Source organism: Albidovulum sediminis (genome assembly GCF_025380365.1).
Taxonomy (GTDB): domain Bacteria; phylum Pseudomonadota; class Alphaproteobacteria; order Rhodobacterales; family Rhodobacteraceae; genus Albidovulum; species Albidovulum sediminis.
On record NZ_JAOCQF010000002.1, the window covers coordinates 577,037 to 600,013 of the forward strand.

Below are 22,977 nucleotides of genomic sequence, written 5' to 3' on the forward strand. Positions count from 1 at the left end.
GCTGCCCCTCAAGGCTCCGCGCCGATGATCCGCCTCGCCACCTGCCCTGCCGAGGCAAGGGCACCTTCCATCAACCCGCCCATGTCCGGCGCGATCTCGGTCGCGGCAAGGTGGAGCAGTCCGCCCCAGAGCCGGTCCAGCGCAGGGATCGGCCCGTATGCGGGGTGGCCCTGCGGCGGGATCTGGTCGGCCGTGGTCGCCGTCAGGGGATCGAAGGCCCAGTCGCGCAGTTCCATCGACCGGGGGCTGCCCGCCGCAGGCCCGAAGATGCGCGCAAGCTGCTGCCGGGCGCTGTCGAGAATCTGATCGGTCCGGCCCGCGCGCTGCGCGGCAGGCACCCCGAGAAAGCCGAAAAGCGCGGCCGGTGCGCCATCGGCGCCCGAGGCATCGTGGATCTCGGCAAGCGGCCCGCGCCGGCTCATCGCGTCGCCCGACAGACCGGCCTCCCGCCAGAAGGGGCGGTCGTAGATGGCGACGCACTTGGCGTGCCCCGCCATCCAGGTCGGAACGGACCGAAGCCTGCGCAGCACGTCGTCGGGCAGGGTCGGGGTGAGGTCGAGCCCGGCCACCAGCCGGGGCGGCATCGCCAGCACAACGTGGCGCGCCAGGCAGCGCCGCCCGTCCGCCAAGAGGATGCCGCGATCCCGCTCCACCGCCCAGACGTGGCTATCGGGGTGCAGACGTTCGGCCGGCAGGCGGGCCGCCATCGCCTCGGCCAGCGCGGTCATCCCGCCCTCGACCCGGAACGACCCTTCCATCGAGGCGAAGCCGGCGCCGCGATGGACCTTGCCATCCTGATCCTCGAGACAGACATCGCCCGCGGAGTGCTGCAGGAAGACACGCAGCCCGAGATCGGCGATCAGCCGGGCGATCAGCGGCTGGCCCGGCCAGAACCAGGACGGGCCGACGTCGACCCGATTGCCGGGTTCGCCGAAGGTCGCGACCCGGCCGCCGAAGCGGGGGCGCGCCTCGAAGAGGTGAAAGTCCTTGCCCGCGCGGTGCAGGTGCAGGGCCAGGCACAGCCCCGAAAGGCCGCCACCCGCGATGGCGACCTCGGCTTGCAGATCCTGCGTTCCGGCCATTCCTGCTGTCTCCTGCCCGACGCGGCGCGCATGGCATGCAGGGAAGCTGGCCGCAAGGCCCGAATGCGACGCGTCCCGCAGCGTCAACCACGGGGCGCATCGCGGGGCGCATGGCGGGGCTGTCAGTGCTGGCTGTTTTCCGCGTTGTTGTGCTCCAGCGAGCCGCCGGGGGCGTCCTGATCGCCGTTGCCGAAGCCGTTGTTGCCCTGCGGGCCCTTGTCCTTGCCCGGCTTTTTCTTGGTGCCGCCGCTGTCTTGGCCGTCGGTGCCCTGACCGTCTGTTCCCTGCGGGCCCTGATCCGTCGGGGTCTCGGCGCCGCCATTGCCGCCGGTGTCGCCTTGCGGTTCGTCGCCGCCGGTGCCGCCCTGCGGCTGGTCACCGCCGGTGCCGCCGGCCTCCGGGTCCGTACCCGACCCCGACGGCTGATTGTCGGACGACGGACCCTCGGCCGCGGAAGGCCGGGTTTCGTCGTCGGCGCTGCCGGACGCGGGCTCAGGCCGGACGCGGCCGCCGCGATCTGCTCCACCCTCGGCGAGGGTGAACGCGACGTCCTTGTCCGCGCCGGGCGTGGCCACGCTGATCACCACCCGGCGGTTGGCCGCCGAAGGCTGATCGGTGTCGACCACGGGTTTTTCCTCGCCCCAGGACACCAGCGCCTGCAGGCGGGCGGGATCGACGCCGCGCGCCACCAGGTAGGAGGCGACCGTCAGTGCGCGCCGCAGCGCCAGTTCCCGATTGTAGGCCTCCGACCCGACCCGGTCGGCATGGCCGAAGACATTGAAGGTCATGTCCCGATGGCCGCGCATCCACGCGGCCTCTGCGTCCAGCCTCTGCCGCGCCTGCGCGTCCAGATCGACCGCATCGAAGCCGAAGCGAACCGTGACGCCGGTATCCTGATCGAGATTGGGGGAAGCCTGCGCACCCGCCGCCATGAGCGCCAAGCCAGCGCCGAGGGCGCAAACGACGCAGAAATCCTTGGCTGACTGCCAGGTCACACTCTTTACCATGATACACTCGCTACTGCTTGAACTGACCGTGGCCTGCACACGCCACGAGATCACTATTTCAATAGAATTTGATGATAACTGGGAAGGATTGTGGCCATTCCCTGATTTCTTCGAATTCGGAATGCGGCGGTGAACGTCTTAGCCGGACGGCCCCAGCATCCGGTCCAGATAGGCCACCGCGCGGGCCGGCGTCGACAGCAGCGGATAGTCGGATTCGGGGATCGGAAGGCCGAAGCGCCTGTGCAGCGCGCTGACAAGATTGAGGAAATCCATCGAATCAAGGCCCAGGTCGTCTTGCAGGTGATCGTTCTCGCCGACGGTTCCGGCGTCGAGGTCGGGGGCCACGGCGATCAGTTCCGCCATAAAGGCGGCGCGATGGTCGGTTTGTGTCATGGGATGACAGGCTCCTGCAGCAGTCGGTCGATCTCGGCAAGGAACTGCGCGCCGCGGCGGCCGTCGCTGACGCGATGGTCGGCGGCAAGGCTGACGGTCACCGCAAGGCGCGGCACGATGCGCCCCTCGTGGACCATCGGGCGAAGGCGCGGCGTGCCGAAGCCGACAAGCGCCACCTGCGGCGGGAAGATCACCCCGAACAGGGCGTCGACCCCGCCATCGCCGAGGCTCGAGACGGTGATCGTGCCCTGCGTGATCTCGCTCATCCTCAGCCGCCCGGCGCGGGTGCGCGTGACAAGGTCGCGCATCGCGTCCATGATCGCGTCGGGGTCCTTGCCTTGTGCGTTGAGGATCGCGGGGGCAATCAGCCCGCCGCCGCGCATCGCCACCGCGATCCCGCAATGAACGGCCCCGGCAGGCGCAAAGGGCGCGGCCTCGAAGCGGCCGTTCAGTTCGGGCACCTTCGCCAGCGCGCCCACCGTGGCATGCACCAGAAGCGCCCCGATCAGCAGCCGCCGGTCCGGCGTGCGCGCGGCGTTGAGCGCGGCAAGCCGGTCCTGCGCGGCCTGAAGGTCAATCTCGTGGAACAGGTAGTAGTGCGGGATCTCCCGCTTGGCCCGCGACATCGCCGCGGCAATCGCCCGGCGCATCTCGACCATGTCGAGACCGGGCCTGCTCTTCCCCTGCGTGGGCTCGGATGCGCCGCCGGGGCGGGCGCCCAAGGCTCGCTCGACATCGGCCAGAAGCACCGCGTTTCCGGGGCCAGAGCCCGCAATCCGCGTGAGGTCCACCCCGGCCCCGGCCGCACGGGCCCGCGCGGCGGGCGAGGCCGCCACCGCGCCACCCCCGGGCGCCGGTTCGGGCACTGGTGCGGGTGTCCGTTCGGGCGACGGCGAGGCAGCGGCCGGGGCGGGCCGGGCGGGAGGTTCCGGCGCACGCGGCGGGGGCGCGTCCACCGCCCCTCCGATCCGCGCCAGCACCGCGCCTACCGGCAGGGTCTGGCCGACCTCGGCGACCAGTTCGGTCACCTCGCCCGCCTCGTGGCACTCGATTTCGATCGCGCCCTTCTGCGTCTCGACCACCGCCACCACATCGCCGCGCGCCACCCGGTCCCCCGGCGCCACAAGCCATTCCACCAGCTTGCCCGCCTCCATGTCGGCACCGAGCGAGGGCATGGTGAAATCGCTCATCCCCGCACCCCCGGCAGCGCCTTGACCGCCGCCACGATGTCGCCCACCTGCGGCAGCGCCGCGGTTTCGAGGTGCTTCGGGTAGGGCACCGGCACCTCGGCCGAGCAGACTCGGCCGACGGGCGCGTCCAACTGCCAGAAGCACGCCTCCTGCACCCGCGCGGCGATTTCGGCCGAAAGCGAGCCGGTGCGCCAGCCTTCATCGACGATCACGGCGCGGCGGGTGCGCGCGACCGAGTCGGCGATGGTCTCGTCGTCGATCGGGCGCAGTGAGCGCAGGTCTATGACCTCGGCCTCGATGCCCTCCTTCGCAAGCTCCTCCGCGGCCTCGAGCGTCTTCCACAGGCTGTAGGACCAGGCGATCAGCGTCACGTCCCGGCCGGCACGTCGGATGGCGGCGCGGTCGATGTCGACCGGGCCGGCGTTGGCGGCGATCTTCCCGGCCATATTGTAGAGCATGACATGCTCGAACACGATCACCGGATCTGGCTCCTGCAGCGCGGTCCAGAGCATGCCGCGCGCATCCTCGAGCGTGGCGGGGGCGACGACGCGCAGCCCGGGGATATGGGCGAAGAAGGCCTCAAGGCTGTGGGAATGCTGCGCGGCCAGTTGCCGCCCCGCGCCCGTGGCCATCCGGATCACCAGCGGGACCCCGAACTGACCGCCTGACATGTGCCGGATCGTGGCGGCGGTGTTGAGGATCTGGTCCAGCGCCAGCATCGCGAAGTTGACCGTCATGATCTCGACGATCGGCCGCATCCCGGCCAGCGCCGCGCCGATGCCCGCGCCGGTAAAGCCCGCCTCGGACAGCGGCGTGTCGCGGATGCGGTCAGGGCCGAAGTCCTTGAGCAGCCCCATAGACACTGCATAGCAGCCGCCATAGGCGCCGATATCCTCGCCCATCATGAACACCCGCTCGTCGCGCGTCAGCGCCTCGGCGATGGCCTGACGGCAGCAGTCGCGGTAGGTGCTGTCGACGGGCGCGGCAGGCGGGTCGGGGACGGGTGGCGCGGGGCGCGTCCCTGCGACGACATGCCGGGTCAGGTCTTCCACCGGCTCCCACGGGGCCTGTTCGCAGGCGGCGACCGCGTTGGCGATCTGCGCCTCGACCTCCGCCTCGATCTCCACGACTTCGGAGGCGTGGATCAGGTCGTTCTCCAGCAGCCAGGACTGGAAGCGCAGGATGGGCGAACGCTTGCGCCATTCCGCCACCTCCTCCTTGTCGCGGTATTTCTCGGCGTCGAACATGGAATGCGGCCGGGTGCGGTAGGTGCGGCATTCGAGGAACTGCGGGCCGCCGCCGGCGCGGATGGCCTCCACGCTGCGCCGAGCCGCGGCCTCGACCGCGACCACGTCGTTGCCATCCACGCTTTCGGCGGGCATGCCGTAGCTTGCGGCGCGGGGTGCGAAATCGGTGTTGGCCTGCACGCGCGCCACCGCCGAACCCATTGCGTAGAGGTTGTTTTCCAGCACGAAGAGAACCGGCAACTTCCACAATGCCGCGAGGTTCATCGCCTCGTGGAACTCGCCCTCGGCCAGCGCCCCTTCGCCGAAGAAGCAGGCCGTCACCCGGGTTTCGCCCTGCATCCTGTCGCCAAGGCCGAGGCCCGCCGCCAGCGGCAGCCCGCCGCCGACGATGGCATTGCCGCCGTAAAGGTTCGTCTCGGCGTCGAAAAGGTGCATCGACCCGCCGCGCCCGCCGGCGCAGCCGGTGGCCTTGCCGTACATCTCGGCGAGCGCCGATTCCATGCTGACCCCGCGGGCCAGCGCATGGCCATGCTCGCGGTAGGTGGACACCACCCGGTCACGCGGTTCCAGCGCGGCGGCGACGCCCACCGCCACCGCCTCCTCGCCGTCGTAAAGGTGCAGGAACCCGCGGATCTTTTCCTGCGTGTAAAGCTCGTGGCACTTTTCCTCGAACCGGCGGATGCGGATCATCCCGCGCAGCAGGTCGCGCACGTGCGCGTGGTCGAGTTTCACCTTGGCGCTCATCTGGCATCCCCCTCCAGCGTGGACAGATCGCCCTCGGGCAGGCCGAGTTCGCGCGCGCGCAGCAGGCGGCGCATGATCTTGCCGGACCGCGTGCGTGGCAGGTTGTCGCGGAACACGATTTCGCGCGGGGCGACGGCGGCGCCAAGGCGCTTCCTCGCATGGCCGCGCAACTCGAGCTCCAGTGCCTCGTCGGGGCGGAAGCCCGCCTTCAGCGTGACGAAGGCCTTGACCACCTCGCCCGCGGTTTCGTCGGGGATGCCGATCACCGCCGCCTCGGCCACGGCCGGATGCTCGATCAGCGCGCTTTCCACCTCGAACGGGCCGATCAGGTGGCCGGATGACTTGATCAGGTCGTCCGCCCGGCCGACGAACCAGTAATAGCCCTCGCTGTCGCGCATGGCGAGGTCGCCGGTCAGGTACCAGCCGCCCGCGAAGCACTTGGCGTAACGCTCCGGCTGGCCCAGATAGGCCCGCATCATCGAGGGCCAGCCGGGCCTGAGCGCCAGTTCGCCGATGCTGCCGTCGGGCTGTTCGATGACCGTATCGCCGTCCCGCGCGACGATCCCGGCCACGATCCCCGGCAGGGGTTTGCCCATCGCGCCGGGCTTGATGTCCATGTCGGCGGTGTTGGCGATCATGATCCCGCCGGTTTCGGACTGCCACCAGTTGTCGTGGAACGGCAGGCCAATGACCTTCTGCCCCCAGATCACGCATTCCGCGTTCAACGGCTCCCCCACCGAGGCGAGGAAGCGGAGGCTGCCGAAATCGTGACCCCGCGCGGCCTCGGCGCCGGCACGCATCATCATGCGGATGGCCGTCGGCGCGGTGTACCAGACCTGCACCTGCTCGCGCTCAAGGATCGTGTACCAGCGCTCAAGGTCGAATTCGGCCTCGTCCACCACCATGGTCGCGCGGTTGCACAAGGGCGAGATGACGCCATAGCTCGTCCCCGTGACCCAGCCGGGGTCGGCGGTGCACCAGTAGATGTCGCCGGGCCTGAGGTCGAGCGCGAGGCGCCCGGTCTCGGCATGGGCGACGACCGCCTCGTGGACATGCACGACGCCCTTGGGCAGGCCCGTGGTGCCCGAGGTGAAGTGCAAAAGCGCCATGTCCTCGGGCGCCGTCGGGTGGGTCGGGAAGGTGTCGGGGGCTCTGGCCATCGCGGGGCCAAGCGCCACGCAGCCCTCGGGCGCTGTGTCTCCGATGATCAGGACAAGGCGGAGCGAGGGCATCGAGGCGCGCCAGCCGGCGATCTTGCGCGCGTAGTGTTGGGCCGTCGTCACCAGCACGCTCGCGCCCCCGATCTCCATCCGCGCGCGCACCGGTTCCGGGCCGAAGGCCGCAAAAAGCGGGCTGACGACGACGCCTGCTTTCATCGCGCCCAGCGTGGCGGCGTAAAGCTCCGGCACCCTGCCAGAGAGAAGGAACATCCGCTCCCCCGGTGCGATGCCGTGGGCGCGCAGCACATGGGCAAAGCGGGCCGCCTCGGCCGCGAGGTCGGCGTAGGTGAGGGTGCGGCGCCCGCCCTCGCGCCCGAGCCAGATCAGCGCCACTTCGGTGCCGTAACCGGCGGCGACATGTCGGTCCACCGCCTCGTGCGCGATATTGAGCCCGCCCCCCGGCAACCCGTCAAGCCGCGCCCGGGCCGCGTCCCAGCCGGTGGGCAGGCTGCGGGCGCCCGGCTCGGGGGCGGTCTTGGCAATGCGCGCAGGGCCCATGGTCTCCTCCCGGGATGCCAGTGATCCTTTCCGTGCCAACCCCTGCCGCGACGTCATAAGGACGGTGCGCGGCGAGGACAGCGCGGACAGTTTCGCCGCCGCCGTCGCCGCTGTCATTGATTCAGGTCAGACTGCGCGGTTTGGCCCGCCGCCCCCGTTTCGGAAAGGCGGCGTCATGCACCGCAGGGGGCAGGCCCGGCATCGGGGAAGCCGGGGAAAGCGGCCTTCGCTCAGCGCGCGCCCCAGGTGTCGCTCAGCCGGTAGCCCTCCGGCCAGGGGTCGTCCGGGTCGAGCATATGCTGATGGATGCCGGTGATCCAGCCCCGCCCGCTGATCTCGGGCCGGATGGCCGGTAGGCCGCCGACCGTGGTCGTGCCGAGGATGCGCCCCGCGAAGGTGGAGCCGATGAGGGAAACGGCGGTCAGCCGATCTTCGAGCCCCATCTGCCCGCGGGCATGCAGCACCGCCATCCGCGCCGACAGCGCCGTGCCCGTCGGGGACCGGTCCACCTTCCCCGGCCGGATCGCCACCGCCGCCCCGGCGCGCAGTTCGTTGCCCTGCCGCGTCACGGCGCCCGCGAACAGGCAGAAGGAGAAATGCCGCCAGTCCGGGTTTTCAGGGTGATGAAAGCCCAGCTGTTCGGTCGCGGCCGCCGTGATCCGCACCCCTAGTGTGGCGATGTCATGCGCCTCGTCCGGGGTCAGCGCAAAGCCAAGGGCGGGGGCATCGACAAAGACGAAACTGTCGCCGCCATAGGCGGTATCGACGGTCAGGGTGCCCAGCCCCTCCACCTCGAGCGTCGCATCCAGCCTTGAGGCAAAGCTTGGCAGGTTCTCCACGTAGATGCGCCGGGCCTTGCCGCCCGAACATTCGGCCCGCACCCGCACCAGCCCCCCCGGCGCCTCGAGCGTGAGATGCGTCTCCGGTTCGGTCATCGGCAGGATGCCGCTGTCGAGCAGCACGGTCGCCACGCAGATGGAGTTCGAGCCGGACATCGGCGGCGTGTCCTCCGGCTCCATGATGATGAAGGCCGCCGCCGCTTCGGGGTGTTTCGGGGGGACCAGCAGGTTCACATGACGGAACACCCCGCCGCGCGGCTCGTTCAGGACGAAGTTCCGCAAGGCCTCGTCGCGGGCGATCCAGCGCGACTGTTCCCACAGCGTTGCCCCCGGCGGCGGGGTGACACCGCCCACGATCACATCGCCCACCTCTCCCTCTGCGTGGGCCGAGATCACATGGATGGTCTTGCTCGTGCGCATGGCAACCTCAGCTGAGCCAGGAGGGAAGGGTGCGCGGTGCAAGGCCGCCGACCGCGGCCTCGGCACAGGCCGACAAGCCGCCGAAGCGCACCGCGCGGCCCGAAAGTCCGGGGCCGTAATGGGCATACTTGCCCGAGTTCGTCATCAGCGCGCGGGTTCCGGGCGGGAACACGGGCTCCGAGATCGAGCACCAGCAGAGGTCGGGCAGCACCTGCACGCCTGCATCGGTCAGGCGCGCGAGCGTGCCCTCGGCGCGGGCCTGCTCCATCACCGCGCGGCCGGCGGTGACGATGGTGGGCACCGCCACCGCCCGCCCCGCCAGCGCATCGGCCAGCGCCCGGCATTCCAGGATCGAGGCGTGGGGGCTGCCGATCGCAACCAGGTCCACCGCCTCGGGGCCATCGTTCAGGGTGCGCCAGCCCGCGGCCATGTCGGCCAGGGTGACAGGCGCGTGGTCGGCGCCCGGGGCGACCCGGTGCGCCTCCGGCGTCACGCCCTCGACATGCAGCATCGGCGCGGCCGAGGTGGTGCCGAAGGCGGCGCAGAGGGCCTTGAGGTTTTCGGGCGTGGGCTTCGCCGCGGCCAGCCCACGCAGAAGCGGGATGCGGTCCGGCGCGGCCTTGCCCGCAAGCCAGCCGATCAGCGGCCAGAAGGCATCGTCGAACCCCTCGGGCAGGTCGATGTCGAGGATGCGCGCGGCCTGCCGGTTCTCGTCCAGATAGACGCCCGAGAGCGGCGCCCGCCCCGTCATGGCGGTGCAGAGGTCAAGGAAATCCGGGTGCTTGGCGGTGCGCGCGCCCAGCACGCTGTTGGCATAGATCACCGCGTTCGATTCCGACCAGGCGATCATTTCGCCCTCGGCCGGCGCGGTGTCGAGGAGGTAGGGAGAGCAGGTGAAGGTCGGCTGGCAGCCCATGCGGACATAGGCATCGGCCAGACGCTGCGCCGGGCCGCCGAAGACGGGGGGCACGCCTTGCGCGCGCCAGTTGGCGTGGTCGACGGAGATGGCGTTCATCGTGGTCGGGATGCGGACCTTCGCGCCCATGTCGGCCATCTTCTCGGCGAAGGTCAGGTTGGCCGGGCTGGCGTAGATGCAGCCGTCGATATGGCCCTGCGTCACGTCGATCAGCCGGGTCGCGCCCTGGTTGACCGCCATGGCGCAGAGGATGCGCATGGCCTGCGCGGTCGCCTCGCCCTCCGCGCCCTCCAGCATGGCGCGGTCGCGGTCGGTCAGGTCCAGCGCGCCGGTCGCCTGCGGGGCGATGGGCAGGGTCAGGCCGTCGGCCTCCAGCGTGTCGCCGGTGATGCGCGCGGTCCTGGACCGGGCAAGCAGCGCATGCGCCTCGGGCGAGAGGCGCAGGACGGGCAGGGGACGCCCGAACATCCCGGCCGCGATCATCGCGCCCAGCGTGACCACATCCTCCGGCTCGCTGAAGACCAGCGCCGCCGGGGCCTTGCCGTTCAGCGCCATGTCGAGAAGCACGCCCGACCCGGTGCAGGATCCGCGCGTGCCCGGCATCACCAGGATGCGGCCTGCCATGGATTGCCCGGCCAAGGGATGGTGGACGTCGATGACGAGGCCCGTGGCCGGATCGACCCCGCCCCAGAAGCTGAGCGGCTCGGTGGTGGCAAGGACTTCGCCCGCCGCCTCGCCCGGAAGGATGAAGCGCGCCGACAGGGTCATTTGACGACAAACCCGTGGGCAAAGGGGTCGCGGTCGTCGATGAAGATGGTATTGTAGCCGGTCATCCGCGCCCATCCCGCGACCGAGGGGATGATGGCGCCGCGGCCCGCCACGCTGACGGCGGCCTCGACCCGGCCCTTGAAGATGGAGCCGATGATCGATTCGTGGTGGAATTCGTCGCCGACCTTCAGGCTGCCCTTCGCCGCCAGTTGCGCCATGCGGGCCGAGGTGCCGGTGCCGCAGGGGCTGCGGTCGATGGCCTTGTCGCCGTAGAAGACGGCGTTGCGGGCGTGCGCGCCTTCGACCGTGGGCTTGCCGGTCCACAGGATATGGCTGAGGCCTGTGATCGCCGCGTGTTCGGGGTGGGTGAAATCGTATTTCGCGTTCAGCGCCGCGCGCAGCTTCGGCGACCAGCCGATGAGTTCGCCCGCCGTGTGGTCCGCCATGTCGCGGAAATTCTTCTGCGGCTCGACGATGGCGTAGAAGTTGCCGCCGTAGGCCACATCGACCGCGATCTCGCCAAGACCCTCGACCTCGGCTGTCAGCCCCTCGGCGTAAAGGAAGGCGGGGACGTTGGTCAGGCGCACCTCTTCGACAAAGCGGCCCTCCTGCCGGTATTCGATGTCGACCTTGCCGGCCGGCGCGTCGATCGACAGGCGACCGGGCGTGCGCGGCGTGATCAGGCCGTTCTCGATCCCCATGGTGATGGTGCCGATGGTGCCGTGGCCGCACATCGGCAGGCAGCCGGAGGTTTCGATGAAGAGCACGGCCACGTCGCAGTCGGGCCGGGTGGGCGGGTAGAGGATTGCGCCCGACATCATGTCGTGCCCGCGCGGTTCGAACATCAGGCCGGTGCGGATCCAGTCGAACTCGCGCAGGAAATGGGCGCGGCGTTCCAGCATGGTGGCGCCTTCAAGCCGCGGGCCGCCGCCCGAGACGAGGCGGACGGGATTGCCGCAGGTGTGTCCGTCGATGCAGGAGAAGGTATGGGTTGCCATGGGGGCCTCAGAAACGTTGCGGCGAGAAGGGGGAAAGGTCGATCGGCGGGGCTGCGCCGGTGACGAGATCGGCCACCAGCCGGGCGGTGCCGGCGCATTGGGTCAGGCCCAGATGGCCATGCCCGAAGGCATGGATCACGCGCGGCGTTGACCGGGCAGGGCCGATCGCGGGCAGCGTGTCGGGCAGGGAGGGGCGAAAGCCCATCCACCGTGTTCCGCCTTCGGTCGCAAGCCCCGGCAGGAACGCCTTGGCCTTTTTCAGCATCGCGTCCGACCGGCGGTAGTTTGGCGGCAGCTTCAGTCCGCCCAGTTCCACCGCGCCGCCGACGCGGATTCCGCCGGCCAGCCGGGTGATGACGAAGCCATGCCCGCCGAAGGTGATCTGGGTCCTGAGGTCGAAGGCATCGCCGGGCAGGGTGGTATTGTAGCCCCGTTCGGTTTCCAGCGGGATCCGGTCGCCCAGCCCGCGCGCCAGCGGGCGCGAATGGGCGCCCGCCGCCAGCACGACCTTTCCGGCCAGCCGGCCTTCCCCGCCCGCGCAGGTCACGCTCACGCCGCCCTCGGCAGGGCTCAGCGCCGTCACCTCGCAGCGTGTGATCCTGCCGCCCTGCGCGCGGAACCGATCTGCCAGCGCAAGGGTGAAGTCCCTGGGGTCGGTGACGGAATACCAGCCGGGCGTGAACGTTCCCCGGATGAAGCGGGGCGAGAGGCCCGGTTGAAGCGTTGCCATCTCTTCCGGCTCCATGTGCCGGAACTCGATGCCGTGATCCGCCCTCGCCTGCCAGCCGGGCAGCGAGGCCCGGAACTCCCCCTCGGATTCGTAGACCTGAAGATTGCCGTCCTTGCGCAGCATCGAAAGCGTGCCGGTCGCGGCCAGGAACGGCTCAAGCTCGGCCCGCGACAGATCCATCAGCGCCGTCTGCGCGGTGGTGGAGGCGGCGACGCGCGCGGGGGCGCAGGCGTGCCAGAACCGCCACATCCAGGGCGCGATCCTGAGCGCGTAGGCGGGCGGCACGCTCAAGGGCCCCAGCGGATCGAGAAGCCACTTCGGCGCCTTCCGCAGGATGCCGGGCGAGGCCAGCGGCAGGATGTCGGTGAAGGCGAAGGCCCCGGCATTCCCGGCCGAGGCCCCGGCCGCCGGCCCCTCGCGATCCAGCACCTCCACCGAAAGGCCGCGTGCCTGCAGGGCGAGGGCCGCGGACAGGCCGACGACGCCGGCGCCGACAACGATCACTTCGGGTTCGGATTTCACCTTGCCCTCAATGCGTGGCCGCGAGAAACTTCTGCAGTTCCGGGTCCTTCGGGGCACCGAACAGTTGTTCGGGCGGCGCGATTTCGGCCATCACGCCCTTGTGGAAAAAGGCCACGCGGTCCGAAACCTCGCGGGCGAACTTCATCTCGTGCGTGACGCAGATCATCGTCATGCCTTCCGAGGCCAGCATCCGCAGGGTGTCGAGCACCTCGCCGACAAGCTGCGGGTCAAGCGCGGAGGTGACCTCGTCGAACAGCATGTAGTCGGGCGACATGGCCAGCGCGCGGGCAATCGCCATACGCTGCTGCTGCCCGCCCGAAAGGCGCGCGGGATAGACCGCAAGCTTGTCGGAAAGCCCGACATGGTTCAATTGCTTGACCGCCTCGGCCTCGGCCTGCGCCCTGGAGCGTTTCAGCACCTTGACCTGCGCCAGCATGACGTTTTCCAGCACGGTCAGGTGCGGGAACGCGTTCCACTGCTGGAACACGATGCCGATCTTCTGGCGCAGCTTGTTCAGGTTGGTGCCCTTCGCATGCACCTCGATCCCGTCGACCAGGATGCGGCCGGAATCGATGGCCTCCAGCCCGTTGATGCAGGTCAGGAGCGTCGACTTGCCCGAGCCGGAGCCGCCGATGACGGTCAGCACCTCTCCCTTGGCGACCGTCAGGTTGATCCCCTTCAGAACCTCCAGCGGGCCAAAGGATTTGCGGACATTCTCGATTTCAATCATTGGACCACCGTTTCTCCAGATAGCCGCCGAACCGGGCAATCGGGAAGGAGATGAGGAAGTAGAACAGACCGCAGATCATCAGCAGGAACAGCGGTTCCTGCAATCGCGTGATCAGGATCTGGGTGGATTTCAGAAGTTCGACCACCTGCACGATGTAGACCAGGGCCGAATCCTTCATCACCCCCAGCGCAAGGCCGATCCAGGACGGCAGCGCGACGCGCGTCGCCAGGGGCAGCACGATCGAGGTCATGTCCTGCCCCCAGGTCAGCCCGAGCGAGCGTGCCGCCCGGCGCAGCGTCTGCGGAACCGCCTCGATCCCCCCGCGCACAATCTCGGCGCAGTAGGCCGCGGTGTAGAACGACAGGACCCCGCAGGCCACGGTAAAGCCGGAAATGCGCAGGCCCAGCACCGTGGTGACGAAGGCATTGGCGAGCACAAGCTGGATCAGGAGCGGGATCGAGCGGAAGATGTCGAGCACGAAGGTCAGCGGCGCGGCCCACCAGGGGCCGATCTGGTAGCGGATCACGCCGAAGACGATGCCGAGGATGGTGCCGAAGAAGACCGAGATCGCGGTGACGATCAGGGTCATGCCGGCGCCCTGGGCCAGGAAGATCAGGTCGCTCCGGGTCAGTGCGGTGTCAAACATGGCCGGCCCCTCAGTAACGGAACAGCCGGGCCGCGACCAGGCGGGCCGAAAGGGTGATCGCCTTGGTGATCAGGTAGAAGATCACGGCGGCGATGGCGAACAGCTCGAACGTGCGGAAGGTGCGTGCGTTCAGGTCGCTGGTGACGCCGTAAAGGTCGGTGTTCATGGCCACCACGGCCCCGAGCGAGGTCATCAGGATCGCCCAGACCATCTGGTTGGTCATCGGCAGGAACGAGATGCGCAGCATCTGCGGCATGATGACGTTGTGGAACGCCTGTATGGGCGTCATGCCAAGGGAACGTGCCGCCCGCGTCTGCGTTTCCGGGATCGCCTTCAGCGCGCCCCGGAAGTTCTCTGCCAGATAGCCCGCGTTGTTGAAGGCGATACCGATCAGCAGCGAGAGGTAGGGCGACAGATGGATGCCGAAGCCGCCCAGCCCGAAGTGCACCATGTAGATCTGGAACAGGGCCGGTGTGTTGCGCGCGATCTCGACCCAGGTGGCGGCGACGGCCGAAAGCGCGCGAATCCCGGACAGGCGGAACAGGGTCAGAACGATCGCGATCGTGATGCCGATGGCCATCGACAGCACCGCGATTTCCATGGTGACAAGCGCGCCCTCCAGCATCTGCGGCAGCGAGTTCAGCGCCTGGTTCCAGCGGAAGTTGTAGTTGAACATGGCCGCCTCGGATCGGAGGGAGCGACGACGATGCGGGGGGCGGTCCCCCGCATCGTGTCAGGTCATCGGGCTCAGCGATAGACGCCCGGGATGGTCAGGTTCGCCGGCTCGCCTTCACCCACCCACTTCTTGTAAAGCTCGGCGTAGCGGCCGGTGCGGACCTGCTGGTTGATGAACAGGTTCATGTAGTTGATGAGACCGTATTCCTCGCGCAGCGTGATCAGGGCGACATAGTCCGGCACCATCGGCGCCTTGTCGACGATCTTGATGCCCGGGAAGTTGCCCGATTTCACGTTGGCTTCCGACACCTCGACGGTGGCGACGGTGGCGTCAAGCTGGCCCTGGCTCAGCGCCAGGAAGACGTCGGCCTGGGTCTGGTAGGGACGGAATTCGCCCTCGCCCCATTCCTTGACCTTGCCTTCCAGCCAGATCGCCTCATACGTCCCGGCAGTCGCGCCGACCGTCTTGCCCTTCATGTCTTCCCAGGTCGCCATCTCGACCTTCTCGTTCGCGACGACCGCGTTCTCGAAGGAATAGTAGGGGATCGTGAAGCCGACCGTCTTGGCGCGCTCCAGCGTGTCGGAGGTCGAGGCGACGGCAACGTCGACCCGGCCGGACATCAGCGAGGGGATACGCTCGGGGAAGGTCGTCTCGACGATCTCGGCGGTCACGCCAAGCGCGGCGGCCAGATCGTTGCAGTAGTCGACGTCAAAGCCGATCGGATTGTTGTCGGCATCCCGCGACCCCATCGGCGGGAAGTCGAGAACCACGGCGCAGCGGAGCGTGCCCGATGCGATGATATCGTCAAGCTTGTCGGCCTGGGCCGGCATGGCGACCGTGGCGGCTGCCAGAACGCCGACGGCAAGAAACGAGGTTTTCACGTCTTTCTCCCTGAAGTTGCTGGGGGAACGATTCACCCGGCACGAACTATCCCATCTGCGCGGAAGCAAATCAATTGTTAAATACAAACATTATACAGTTAGTGTCCAAGATCATGACGCTCCGCCCGGCGGGGTGACCAGCCGGGAGATGCCGGGGTGCGAGAGGTCAAGCGCCGAGATCCGATGGCAACAGATCCGTGGGCAGGTTCTGGTAGCTTACCGGACGCAGGAAGCGCCGGATAGAGAGTGTGCCGACCGAGGTTGCGCCGAAGTTCGTGCTGGCCGGATAGGGTCCGCCATGCACCATCGCGTCGCAGACCTCGACCCCGGTCGGATAGCCGTTGGCCAGCACTCGGCCGGCCTTGCGTTCAAGCACCGGCATCAGGCGGCGCGCCAGGTCGGTATCCCCGGCGTCCAGATGCAGCGTCGCGGTCAGCTGGCCCTGAAGGCTCCGGGCAATGGCCAGCATCTCCTCCGCATCAGCGGCGGCCACGATCAATCCCAACGGGCCGAAGACCTCTTCGCCAAGCGCGTGATCGGCCAGCCAGTCGCTGCCCCGCACCATGAAAAGCTGCGGCGTGGCCTGCCGGCGGTCGCAAACCTGCGTCAGAAGCGATTGCACCCCGCGTGCCGCTGCGACCCGGTCGCGCCCCTGCACATAGGCCTGCGCGATGCCATCGGTCAGCATCACCTGCGACCCGACGGCGGCAAGGGCTGCCAGGGTCGCCTCGGCCAGGGCAGGCGCCTGGTCGGCCATCACCACGGCAATCCCGGGATTGGTGCAGAATTGCCCCGCGCCCATGGTCAGGCTGGCCGACCAGCCTTGCGCGATCTTGTCGCCGCGCGCCGCGACGGCGGCGGGCAGCAGGAACATCGGGTTGACCGATCCCAGTTCGCCGAAGAACGGGATCGGTTCGGGCCGCGCGGCGCATAGATCGAACAGCGCCCGCCCCCCGGCCAGCGACCCGGTGAAGCCGACGGCCCGGATCAGGGGATGGCAGACCAGCGCTTCGCCGACCTGGCGGTTGCCACCCTGGATCAGGCTGAAGACACCGGGATGCATCCCGCAGGCGGTGACGGCGGCGTGGATCGCCTCGGCGACGATTTCGCCCGTTCCCGGGTGGGCGGAATGGCCCTTGACCACGACGGGGCAGCCCGCCGCCAGCGCCGCGGCGGTGTCGCCCCCGGCGGTAGAGAACGCGAGCGGAAAGTTCGACGCTCCGAAGACGGCGACCGGGCCGACCGGCCGCTGCATCAGGCGGATATCGGGCCGGGGAAGGGGTTGCCGGTCGGGCAGGGCGGGGTCGTGCCGCAGGTCGAGATACGCGCCCTTCTCGATATGATCGGCAAACAGCCGCAACTGGCCGGTCGTGCGTCCGCGTTCGCCGTTCAGCCGCGCCTCGGGCAGGCCGGTTTCCGCGCAGCCGATCTCGGTGATGGCCGCGGCGCGCGCCTCGATCTCGTCCGCGATGGCGCGGAGAAAGGCGGCGCGTGCGCCGCGCGATGACCATCCGTATGTCCAGAACGCGTCTTCCGCCGCGCGGGCGGCGCGGTCGACCAGATCCACCGTGCCGACCGCGAAGGCATGCGCCGGCCCCTGCGCGGGGGCAGAGGCAAAGGTGGCTTCCCCGCCGACCCAGGTTCCGGCGATCAGGTGCTTGCCATGGGGGGTGAAGGGCATCGGTCCGTCCTTTCTGTCAGCGGCGCCGGGCCGATCTCCGGGCCAGGGTCCGTGTCCGGCGTTTTTGTATTCTTGTTGTATGCAGAAAGTCAAGCTACCCTGCCCGGGCGATAAAACAGGAGGTAGAGGCCATGCACCAGACATATTCGATCGAGGAGCTTCAGGCGCGGGTGCGCGCGGTGCTTGCCCGCGCCGGCATGAACGACACGCAGGCCAAGGCCCTGTCGCGGGTCATCACCGCGGGCGAGCGCGACGCCTGCAAGTCGCACGGTATCTACCGGATCGAGGGAACACTGCGCACGCTCAAGGCCGGAAAGGTGAGGGGGGACGCCCTGCCGCGACTGCACCCCGACACGGGCGGCGCCATCGTCCGCGTCGACGCCATGGGCGGGTTCTCCAACCCCGCCTTCGACCTCGGCCTTCCGGTCCTGGTCGAACGCGCGCGCCACTTCGGTCTCGCGGCACTGGTCATCAACGACTGCACGCATTTCGCCGCCCTCTGGCCAGAGGTGGAGGCGATCACGGAGCATGGCCTTGCCGCCCTCGTAATGTGCCCCAGCTACGCCTCGGTCGCCCCGGCCGGGGGCACAAGGCCGCTGATGGGGACCAATCCGCTGGCCTTCGGCTGGCCGCGGCCGGGGGGCGATCCCTACGTCTTCGACTTCGCCACCTCGGTCGCGGCGCGCGGCGAGATCGAACTCCACCGCCGGGCCGGCACACCGCTGCCCGAAGGCTGGGCGCTGGACGCGGAGGGCCGGCCCACGACCGACCCCGTGGCGGCCCTCGCCGGGGCGATGCTGCCCTTCGGCGGGCACAAGGGATCGGCCATCGGCACGATGATCGAGCTTCTGGCCGGGGTGATGATCGGCGACCTGACCAGCCCCGAGGCGCTGGAACATCTGGGCACCACCGCGCTGGCGCCCACGCATGGCGAACTGATCCTGGCCTTCTCGCCTGCGGCCTTCGCCGCTGGGCGGCCGGGCGATCCCCTTCCGCGGGCCGAGGTCCTGTTTCAGGCGATCACGGGGCAAGGGGCGCGCCTGCCGTCCGCGCGCCGCTTTGCCGCCCGCGCCCTGGCCCGCCGCGACGGCATCACCCTGACCGCAGCCGAGGTCGATCAGCTTGACCGCTTCCTCGCCCTGGGGCTGGAGGCTGTCGCCTGAAAGGGAAAGCCGTGCCGTCCGGGGGGGGAAGGCACGGCTTGCAGGTCTTCGGTCGGGATCAGACCTTGCAGGCCTGGACCGCACCGGGAAGCTGGCTCCAGGCCGCATACCAGGTCTTGAACTGGCTGAGTTGCGTTTCCGCCCAGCCGCGCTGGCTGGGGCTCAGCTCGTCTGTCGGGTTGAAGTGAAGCGCGTATTCCCGGTCGCCCTGAAGCACCATCATGTGCTTGTAATAGAGCACCAGATCGCAGCCCTCGTCCCAGGACGACAGGATCTCCAGCGCCTCGCCCAGTTCCTGCGCGCGCTGGCGGGCATCGAGATCGCCCGTCGCCGCGACCTTGGCAAGCTGGACGAAATGCAGGATCTCCTTCGGCAGCACGTTGCCGATGCCGGTGATCGTGCCCGCGGCCCCGCATTTGACATAGCCGTGGTAGACGCCGGTATCGACCCCGGCCATCAGGATGACGCCATCGTCGGCGCTGGTGATGTGCTCGGCCGCATAGGTCATCGCCTTGGCGCCGCCGAATTCCTTGAACCCGACGAGGTTCGGATGTTCCGCCCGAAGCGCAAAGAAGAGGTCCGCCCGGGTCTCGAACCCGTAATAGGGGCTGTTGTAGATCACCGCGGGAAGGTCGGGGGCCGCCGAGAGGATCGCCTTGAAGTGATTGCGCTGCGCGGTCACCGAGGCGCCCCGCGACAGGACGCGCGGGATGACCATCAGCCCCGCCGCGCCCACGCGGGCGGCATGGGCGGCATGGGCCACCGCGCTGGCGGAGTTGACCGCGCCGGTTCCGACGATGACGGGGAAGCCGGCCTTCACCAGCCGCTCCACCCCTTCCATGCGCTGCGCGTCGGTCAGAAGCGGCCAGTCGCCCATCGATCCGCAGTAGACCACGGCCGACATGCCGGCCGCCATAAGCTCGCCCGCCTTGCGCACGAGGGCGTCGAAGTCGGGGGAGCGATCGGCCTTGCAGGGCGTCATCAGCGCGGGGATGACTCCGGTGAAAATCGCGGTGTCCATCAGAAACTCCTGTTTTTCGGGATCGGCGGCACTGCGGGAATGAGGACGCCGACGAATCTTGGCGCCATCATAACTTTTGCATTTTATTTGTCGACAAGAAATCGACAGCCCTACAGCGGCACATCCTGGCGCATGTCGCGCCCGAAGAATTGCCGGATCTGCCGCACGATCTGGTCGGCATGCTCGCGCGCCAGCCGATCGCACAGGTCGGTGTCGCGCGCCTCGATCGCCGCGATGATCGCGTTGTGTTCGTCCGAGTATTCCTGGGGCAGGCGGTCGTTGAAGGACTGGTAGTAGAGCCGCAGGATGCGCCGCCCCTCGTCCAGCAGGCGCAGCGTCAGGGCGGTGTAGTAGGGGTTGCGGCCGGCTTCGGCGATGGCGGCGTGAAAGTCGCGATTGACGGCGATCATGGCCAGCGGGTCCTGCGCCGCGACCGCCGCCGCATAGCGGGCCTGATGGGCGCGGATCACCTTGAGATCCTCGGGCTGGTGATACTGGCCGGCCAGACGGGTGGTCACGCGGTACATGAGCGTTATGGCGTCGAAAAAGGTGTGCAGCTTGGAAAAGTCGATGTTGGCGACGATGGCGGAGCGATTGGGCAGCGTTTCGACCAGCCCCTCGCCGGCAAGGCGCACCAGCGCCTCCCGGATCGGGGTGCGTGACATTCCGAACCGCTCGGCCAGATGCACCTCGTCGATCGGCTTTCCCGGCGCGAGCGCGAGCGTCAGGATCTCGTCGCGCAGCATTTCGTAGACAAGCTTGACGCCGGAACCGCGCTTGCGTTCGGAAAAGACCTCGTCAGAAACCTCGGCCATGCCGGCTTATCCCTCCAGGGGCAACTCAAATTCCGTCGGCAAAGCAACTACCGCGCCGAGGGCCGCGGATCAATGCCCTCACGCGGATCGGCATGCGCGAGCGACTGAACCCGCCACAAGCAACCCGCAAATCCGCGAAACAAATTCGTTGACCCTCCAACCATGGTAGGGTTCACAAGACGAGTCGCATCCCGGCCGCGCCGGGCAGAAACGGAGCCATGTCATGAACATCGGTGAAGCGTCGAAGGCGACCGGCATCTCGGTGAAGATGCTGCGCTACTATGAAGAGATCGGCCTGGTGCGTCCCGCCCTGCGGGCCTATTCGGGCTACCGCGTCTATTCCGACAAGAACGTCGCGATGCTGCGCTTCGTGCGGCGGGCCCGCGACTTGGGCTTTCAGGTCAAGCAGATCGCGTCCCTTCTGGATCTCTGGCAGGATGGAGGCCGCGCCAGCGCCGACGTGAAGACGCTGGCCCTGGATCATGTCCGCGACCTGGAAAAGCGGCGCCGGGAGCTGGACGAGATGATTGGCACCCTGCAACACCTGGCGCGGCACTGTCACGGCGACGCACGGCCCGACTGCCCGATCCTGACCGAACTGGGCGCCGAGGAAGAAACGCCGGAGCCGGCGCGCAAGAAGACCCCGCGCCGGAGCTTTGCCGTCGCCGGGTGAAGGCGGCCGGGTGCAAGGCGCGGTATGCCGCCGGTCGCGGATTTGGCGTCCCGAAGCGATCGGGCACCTCCCCGCGGCGGTTCTGCGTCGTCGGCCCGGTGCGAAGGCGTGCCACGCACGGGTGTCCGGCGTCCTGCCCCGGCAAAGCGATGCTCACTCCGTCCGCGACCCCGACGATGCCGAGCCGCCGGGCGATCGCCTTGACGGAGCGCCGGTTATCGCCCGTGATCGTGGTCAGCTTGAACTCGGGCGCATACGGCGCGCGGGCACGCGACAGGATCGGGGGTATCCTGACCTGCGGTAGGCCACGGGCCAAGCCGGCGGGACCTGCAACGCGGGCAAGCTGACGCCGCCGCGTTCCGCGCATCCGGTCGCGACATCTCCTGGCACATCTCGGGCCAAGCCCGGCGCACGGCCGGCAAGAACGTGCCTGGAACGAATGCCGAAGTGCTCGCGGATGCATGTCGGGTGGCGCAGCCCCGAAAGAGCCAATTTCCAAGTGACCGCGGGTGGTTGCACCGGTGTCGCGAGTTCGACCGGGCGCGGCCGTTCCGTCGTCGGCACATGAACAAGTGCAATCAAGCCACAGATTCGACGGCATTTTCCGCCTCCCTATCGAGAGCGGCGTGCCAATGCTAGACTTCTCCCGATTGGCAGCCCCGCCGAAGCAGAACGGGGCGCCTCGAGGCAGAGTAACGGCAGGCGGTTCCGATGGCAGGATTCCGACGGCGTTGGCGCTTGGTGCTGATCTCCTGTGGCATGGCGGTTTCCGCCTGCGCGAACGGTCATGCCCAGCGACAGGCAACGCTCGACCCGCCCTACATCGCGCCTCTCGGAGCGATGCCTGCGCCCGACCTGTCCCGCGACGCCTGGTGGTCGGGCTTTCGCGATCCGACACTCGACGACCTGATCTGGCGCGGGCTGCAACAGAACCTGAGCATCCGCGAGGCGCGCGAGCGGGTGATCGCCGCAGATGCCCTTGCGCGCAGCGCGGGCGCGGTCGTTTCCGGCGACGCAAGCGCAGGACTGACCCGCGCCGACGAGGCCGGGTCGCCGCCCGTCAACGAACGCCGCCTCGACGTTGGCGCATCCTGGCTGCTCGATTTCTTCGGGCGCGCGCGTTCGGAACGCGAAAGCAGCCGCCAGTCGGCCGAGGCGCGCCGGGCGGACGCCGACAACGCCGCGCTCGCCTTCCTCAGCCAGATCGCGGTGGCCTACATCGACCTGCGGTTCTACGAGACCAGCGTGCGGCTCAAGTCGCAGGACCTGGCTTCGCGCCGCAAGACGCTGGACCAGACCGAGGCGCTGGTCAGGCTGGGAAATGCCACCGAGCTCGATCTGTCGCAGGCGCGGGCGCTGATGAACACGACGCAGTCGGAAATCCCGGTGCTTGAGGCACGGGCGCAGGCCCAGAGAAACCGGATCGCGACACTGCTGGCCGTTCCGGCCGGAACGCTGTCGCTGGCCGCGGCGGGCGAACAGCCCGGCCCGCGCGACGGCATCCCCTCGAAGATCGCGACGGACCTGGTGCGCAGCCGTCCCGACGTGCGCAGCGCCGAACACGGCTATGCCGCCGCGGTCGCCCGCATCGGCGTGGCGGAGGCCGAGCTTTACCCCTCGATCCGTCTCGGCGGCACGATCAGCGCCGGCAACACCGCAGGCGTCGACACGAGCGGATGGAGCTTCGGCCCCACCCTGACGGTACCGATCTTCAATCGCGGCCAGCTCTACGCCAACGTCGATGTCGCGGAATCCTCGGCGCGCGAGGCGCATCTGGCCTGGCAGCGCAGCGTGCTCGAAGCGGTCGAGGAAGTCGAAACCGCGCTTTACGCGCTTCGGAAATACGACGCCGCATCGCGGGCCGCCGCTGCCGCGGTCGAGGAATACACGAAGTCGCTCGACCTTTCGCGGGCCTTGGCGGAGCGGGGAAACATCACCACGCTCGACCTGATCGACGTCGAGCGCCAGATTTCCGGCGCCCGCGAGACGCTGGCAGAAGCGCGGCGCCAGGTGGCGCTGCAATACGTGTTCCTCAACACCGCGCTCGGGGCTGGGCACGCGGCCGCAAGGCCCGGCGCCACGGCTGAGGCCGGGATCGCGCCGCCCGCGAACTGACC

General features: G+C 68.9%; 20 protein-coding genes. 3 read left to right on the forward strand and 17 right to left on the reverse strand.

Annotation, left to right across the window (positions count from 1 at the left end):
- Positions 1–8: 8 nt before the first annotated feature.
- From N5I32_RS14515 to N5I32_RS14585, 15 genes are all read right to left on the reverse strand, one after another.
- Positions 9–1,082: a flavin monoamine oxidase family protein gene (locus N5I32_RS14515; protein WP_261496590.1), complete on the reverse strand. Its 1,074-nt coding sequence runs from the start codon at positions 1,080–1,082 to the stop codon at positions 9–11.
- Positions 1,083–1,204: 122 nt separating this feature from the next.
- On the reverse strand, positions 1,205–2,089 hold the full coding sequence (locus N5I32_RS14520; RefSeq protein ID WP_261496591.1) for an OmpA family protein: 885 nt from the start codon (positions 2,087–2,089) through the stop codon (positions 1,205–1,207).
- A gap of 138 nt (positions 2,090–2,227) precedes the next feature.
- Positions 2,228–2,482 carry an acyl carrier protein gene (locus tag N5I32_RS14525; protein WP_261496592.1) on the reverse strand — a complete coding sequence of 85 codons (255 nt, stop codon included), beginning with the start codon at positions 2,480–2,482 and terminating at the stop codon, positions 2,228–2,230.
- Entirely contained in the window at positions 2,479–3,672 is a 1,194-nt protein-coding gene (locus tag N5I32_RS14530) for a dihydrolipoamide acetyltransferase family protein (protein WP_261496593.1), read from the reverse strand. The genes N5I32_RS14525 and N5I32_RS14530 overlap by 4 nt, the downstream gene beginning before the upstream one ends.
- The gene (gene pdhA / locus N5I32_RS14535) at positions 3,669–5,663 is read right to left on the reverse strand and encodes a pyruvate dehydrogenase (acetyl-transferring) E1 component subunit alpha (protein ID WP_261496594.1); all 1,995 of its coding nucleotides are present in this window, start codon (positions 5,661–5,663) and stop codon (positions 3,669–3,671) included. The genes N5I32_RS14530 and pdhA overlap by 4 nt, the downstream gene beginning before the upstream one ends.
- Positions 5,660–7,381 (reverse strand): acetate--CoA ligase, encoded by a 1,722-nt coding sequence (gene acsA, locus N5I32_RS14540; RefSeq protein ID WP_261496595.1) that lies wholly within the window; start codon positions 7,379–7,381, stop codon positions 5,660–5,662. Before acsA ends, pdhA begins: the two co-directional genes overlap by 4 nt.
- Before the next feature lie 230 nt (positions 7,382–7,611).
- Positions 7,612–8,640, reverse strand: a complete 1,029-nt coding sequence (locus N5I32_RS14545) for a trans-3-hydroxy-L-proline dehydratase (RefSeq protein ID WP_261496596.1) — start codon at positions 8,638–8,640, stop codon at positions 7,612–7,614.
- 7 nt (positions 8,641–8,647) lie between these two features.
- Positions 8,648–10,324 (reverse strand): cis-3-hydroxy-L-proline dehydratase, encoded by a 1,677-nt coding sequence (lhpI, locus tag N5I32_RS14550; RefSeq protein ID WP_261496597.1) that lies wholly within the window; start codon positions 10,322–10,324, stop codon positions 8,648–8,650.
- The gene (locus N5I32_RS14555) at positions 10,321–11,322 is read right to left on the reverse strand and encodes a 4-hydroxyproline epimerase (RefSeq protein ID WP_261496598.1); all 1,002 of its coding nucleotides are present in this window, start codon (positions 11,320–11,322) and stop codon (positions 10,321–10,323) included. Before N5I32_RS14555 ends, lhpI begins: the two co-directional genes overlap by 4 nt.
- Positions 11,323–11,329: 7 nt before the next feature.
- Positions 11,330–12,574, reverse strand: coding sequence for an NAD(P)/FAD-dependent oxidoreductase (locus N5I32_RS14560; protein WP_261496599.1), 1,245 nt, complete (start codon positions 12,572–12,574; stop codon positions 11,330–11,332).
- A 7-nt stretch (positions 12,575–12,581) separates the two neighbouring features.
- Positions 12,582–13,304, reverse strand: coding sequence for an amino acid ABC transporter ATP-binding protein (locus N5I32_RS14565; RefSeq protein ID WP_261496600.1), 723 nt, complete (start codon positions 13,302–13,304; stop codon positions 12,582–12,584).
- Positions 13,297–13,950: an amino acid ABC transporter permease gene (locus N5I32_RS14570; protein ID WP_261496601.1), complete on the reverse strand. Its 654-nt coding sequence runs from the start codon at positions 13,948–13,950 to the stop codon at positions 13,297–13,299. The genes N5I32_RS14565 and N5I32_RS14570 overlap by 8 nt, the downstream gene beginning before the upstream one ends.
- A gap of 10 nt (positions 13,951–13,960) precedes the next feature.
- Positions 13,961–14,626, reverse strand: coding sequence for an amino acid ABC transporter permease (locus N5I32_RS14575; protein WP_261496602.1), 666 nt, complete (start codon positions 14,624–14,626; stop codon positions 13,961–13,963).
- Positions 14,627–14,697: 71 nt separating this feature from the next.
- Complete coding sequence (locus N5I32_RS14580; protein WP_439648200.1) at positions 14,698–15,507, reverse strand: ABC transporter substrate-binding protein; 810 nt, start codon at positions 15,505–15,507, stop codon at positions 14,698–14,700.
- A gap of 166 nt (positions 15,508–15,673) precedes the next feature.
- The gene (locus N5I32_RS14585; RefSeq protein WP_261496603.1) at positions 15,674–17,188 is read right to left on the reverse strand and encodes an aldehyde dehydrogenase (NADP(+)); all 1,515 of its coding nucleotides are present in this window, start codon (positions 17,186–17,188) and stop codon (positions 15,674–15,676) included.
- A gap of 131 nt (positions 17,189–17,319) precedes the next feature.
- Here N5I32_RS14585 and N5I32_RS14590 point away from each other — a divergent pair, with 131 nt between their 5' ends.
- Positions 17,320–18,351 carry an Ldh family oxidoreductase gene (locus N5I32_RS14590; protein ID WP_261496604.1) on the forward strand — a complete coding sequence of 344 codons (1,032 nt, stop codon included), beginning with the start codon at positions 17,320–17,322 and terminating at the stop codon, positions 18,349–18,351.
- A gap of 58 nt (positions 18,352–18,409) precedes the next feature.
- On the opposite strand, the gene N5I32_RS14595 is transcribed toward N5I32_RS14590, so the two are convergent.
- Together N5I32_RS14595 and N5I32_RS14600 are read right to left on the reverse strand one after the other, a co-directional pair.
- Positions 18,410–19,372 (reverse strand): dihydrodipicolinate synthase family protein, encoded by a 963-nt coding sequence (locus N5I32_RS14595; protein WP_261496605.1) that lies wholly within the window; start codon positions 19,370–19,372, stop codon positions 18,410–18,412.
- A 110-nt stretch (positions 19,373–19,482) separates the two neighbouring features.
- On the reverse strand, positions 19,483–20,187 hold the full coding sequence (locus N5I32_RS14600) for a GntR family transcriptional regulator (RefSeq protein WP_261496606.1): 705 nt from the start codon (positions 20,185–20,187) through the stop codon (positions 19,483–19,485).
- A gap of 223 nt (positions 20,188–20,410) precedes the next feature.
- On the opposite strand from N5I32_RS14600, the gene cueR reads away from it, so the two are divergent.
- On the forward strand, positions 20,411–20,860 hold the full coding sequence (cueR, locus tag N5I32_RS14605) for a Cu(I)-responsive transcriptional regulator (protein ID WP_261496607.1): 450 nt from the start codon (positions 20,411–20,413) through the stop codon (positions 20,858–20,860).
- Positions 20,861–21,571: 711 nt separating this feature from the next.
- On the forward strand, positions 21,572–22,975 hold the full coding sequence (locus N5I32_RS14610; protein ID WP_261496608.1) for an efflux transporter outer membrane subunit: 1,404 nt from the start codon (positions 21,572–21,574) through the stop codon (positions 22,973–22,975).
- The last annotated feature ends 2 nt before the right edge of the window (positions 22,976–22,977 follow it).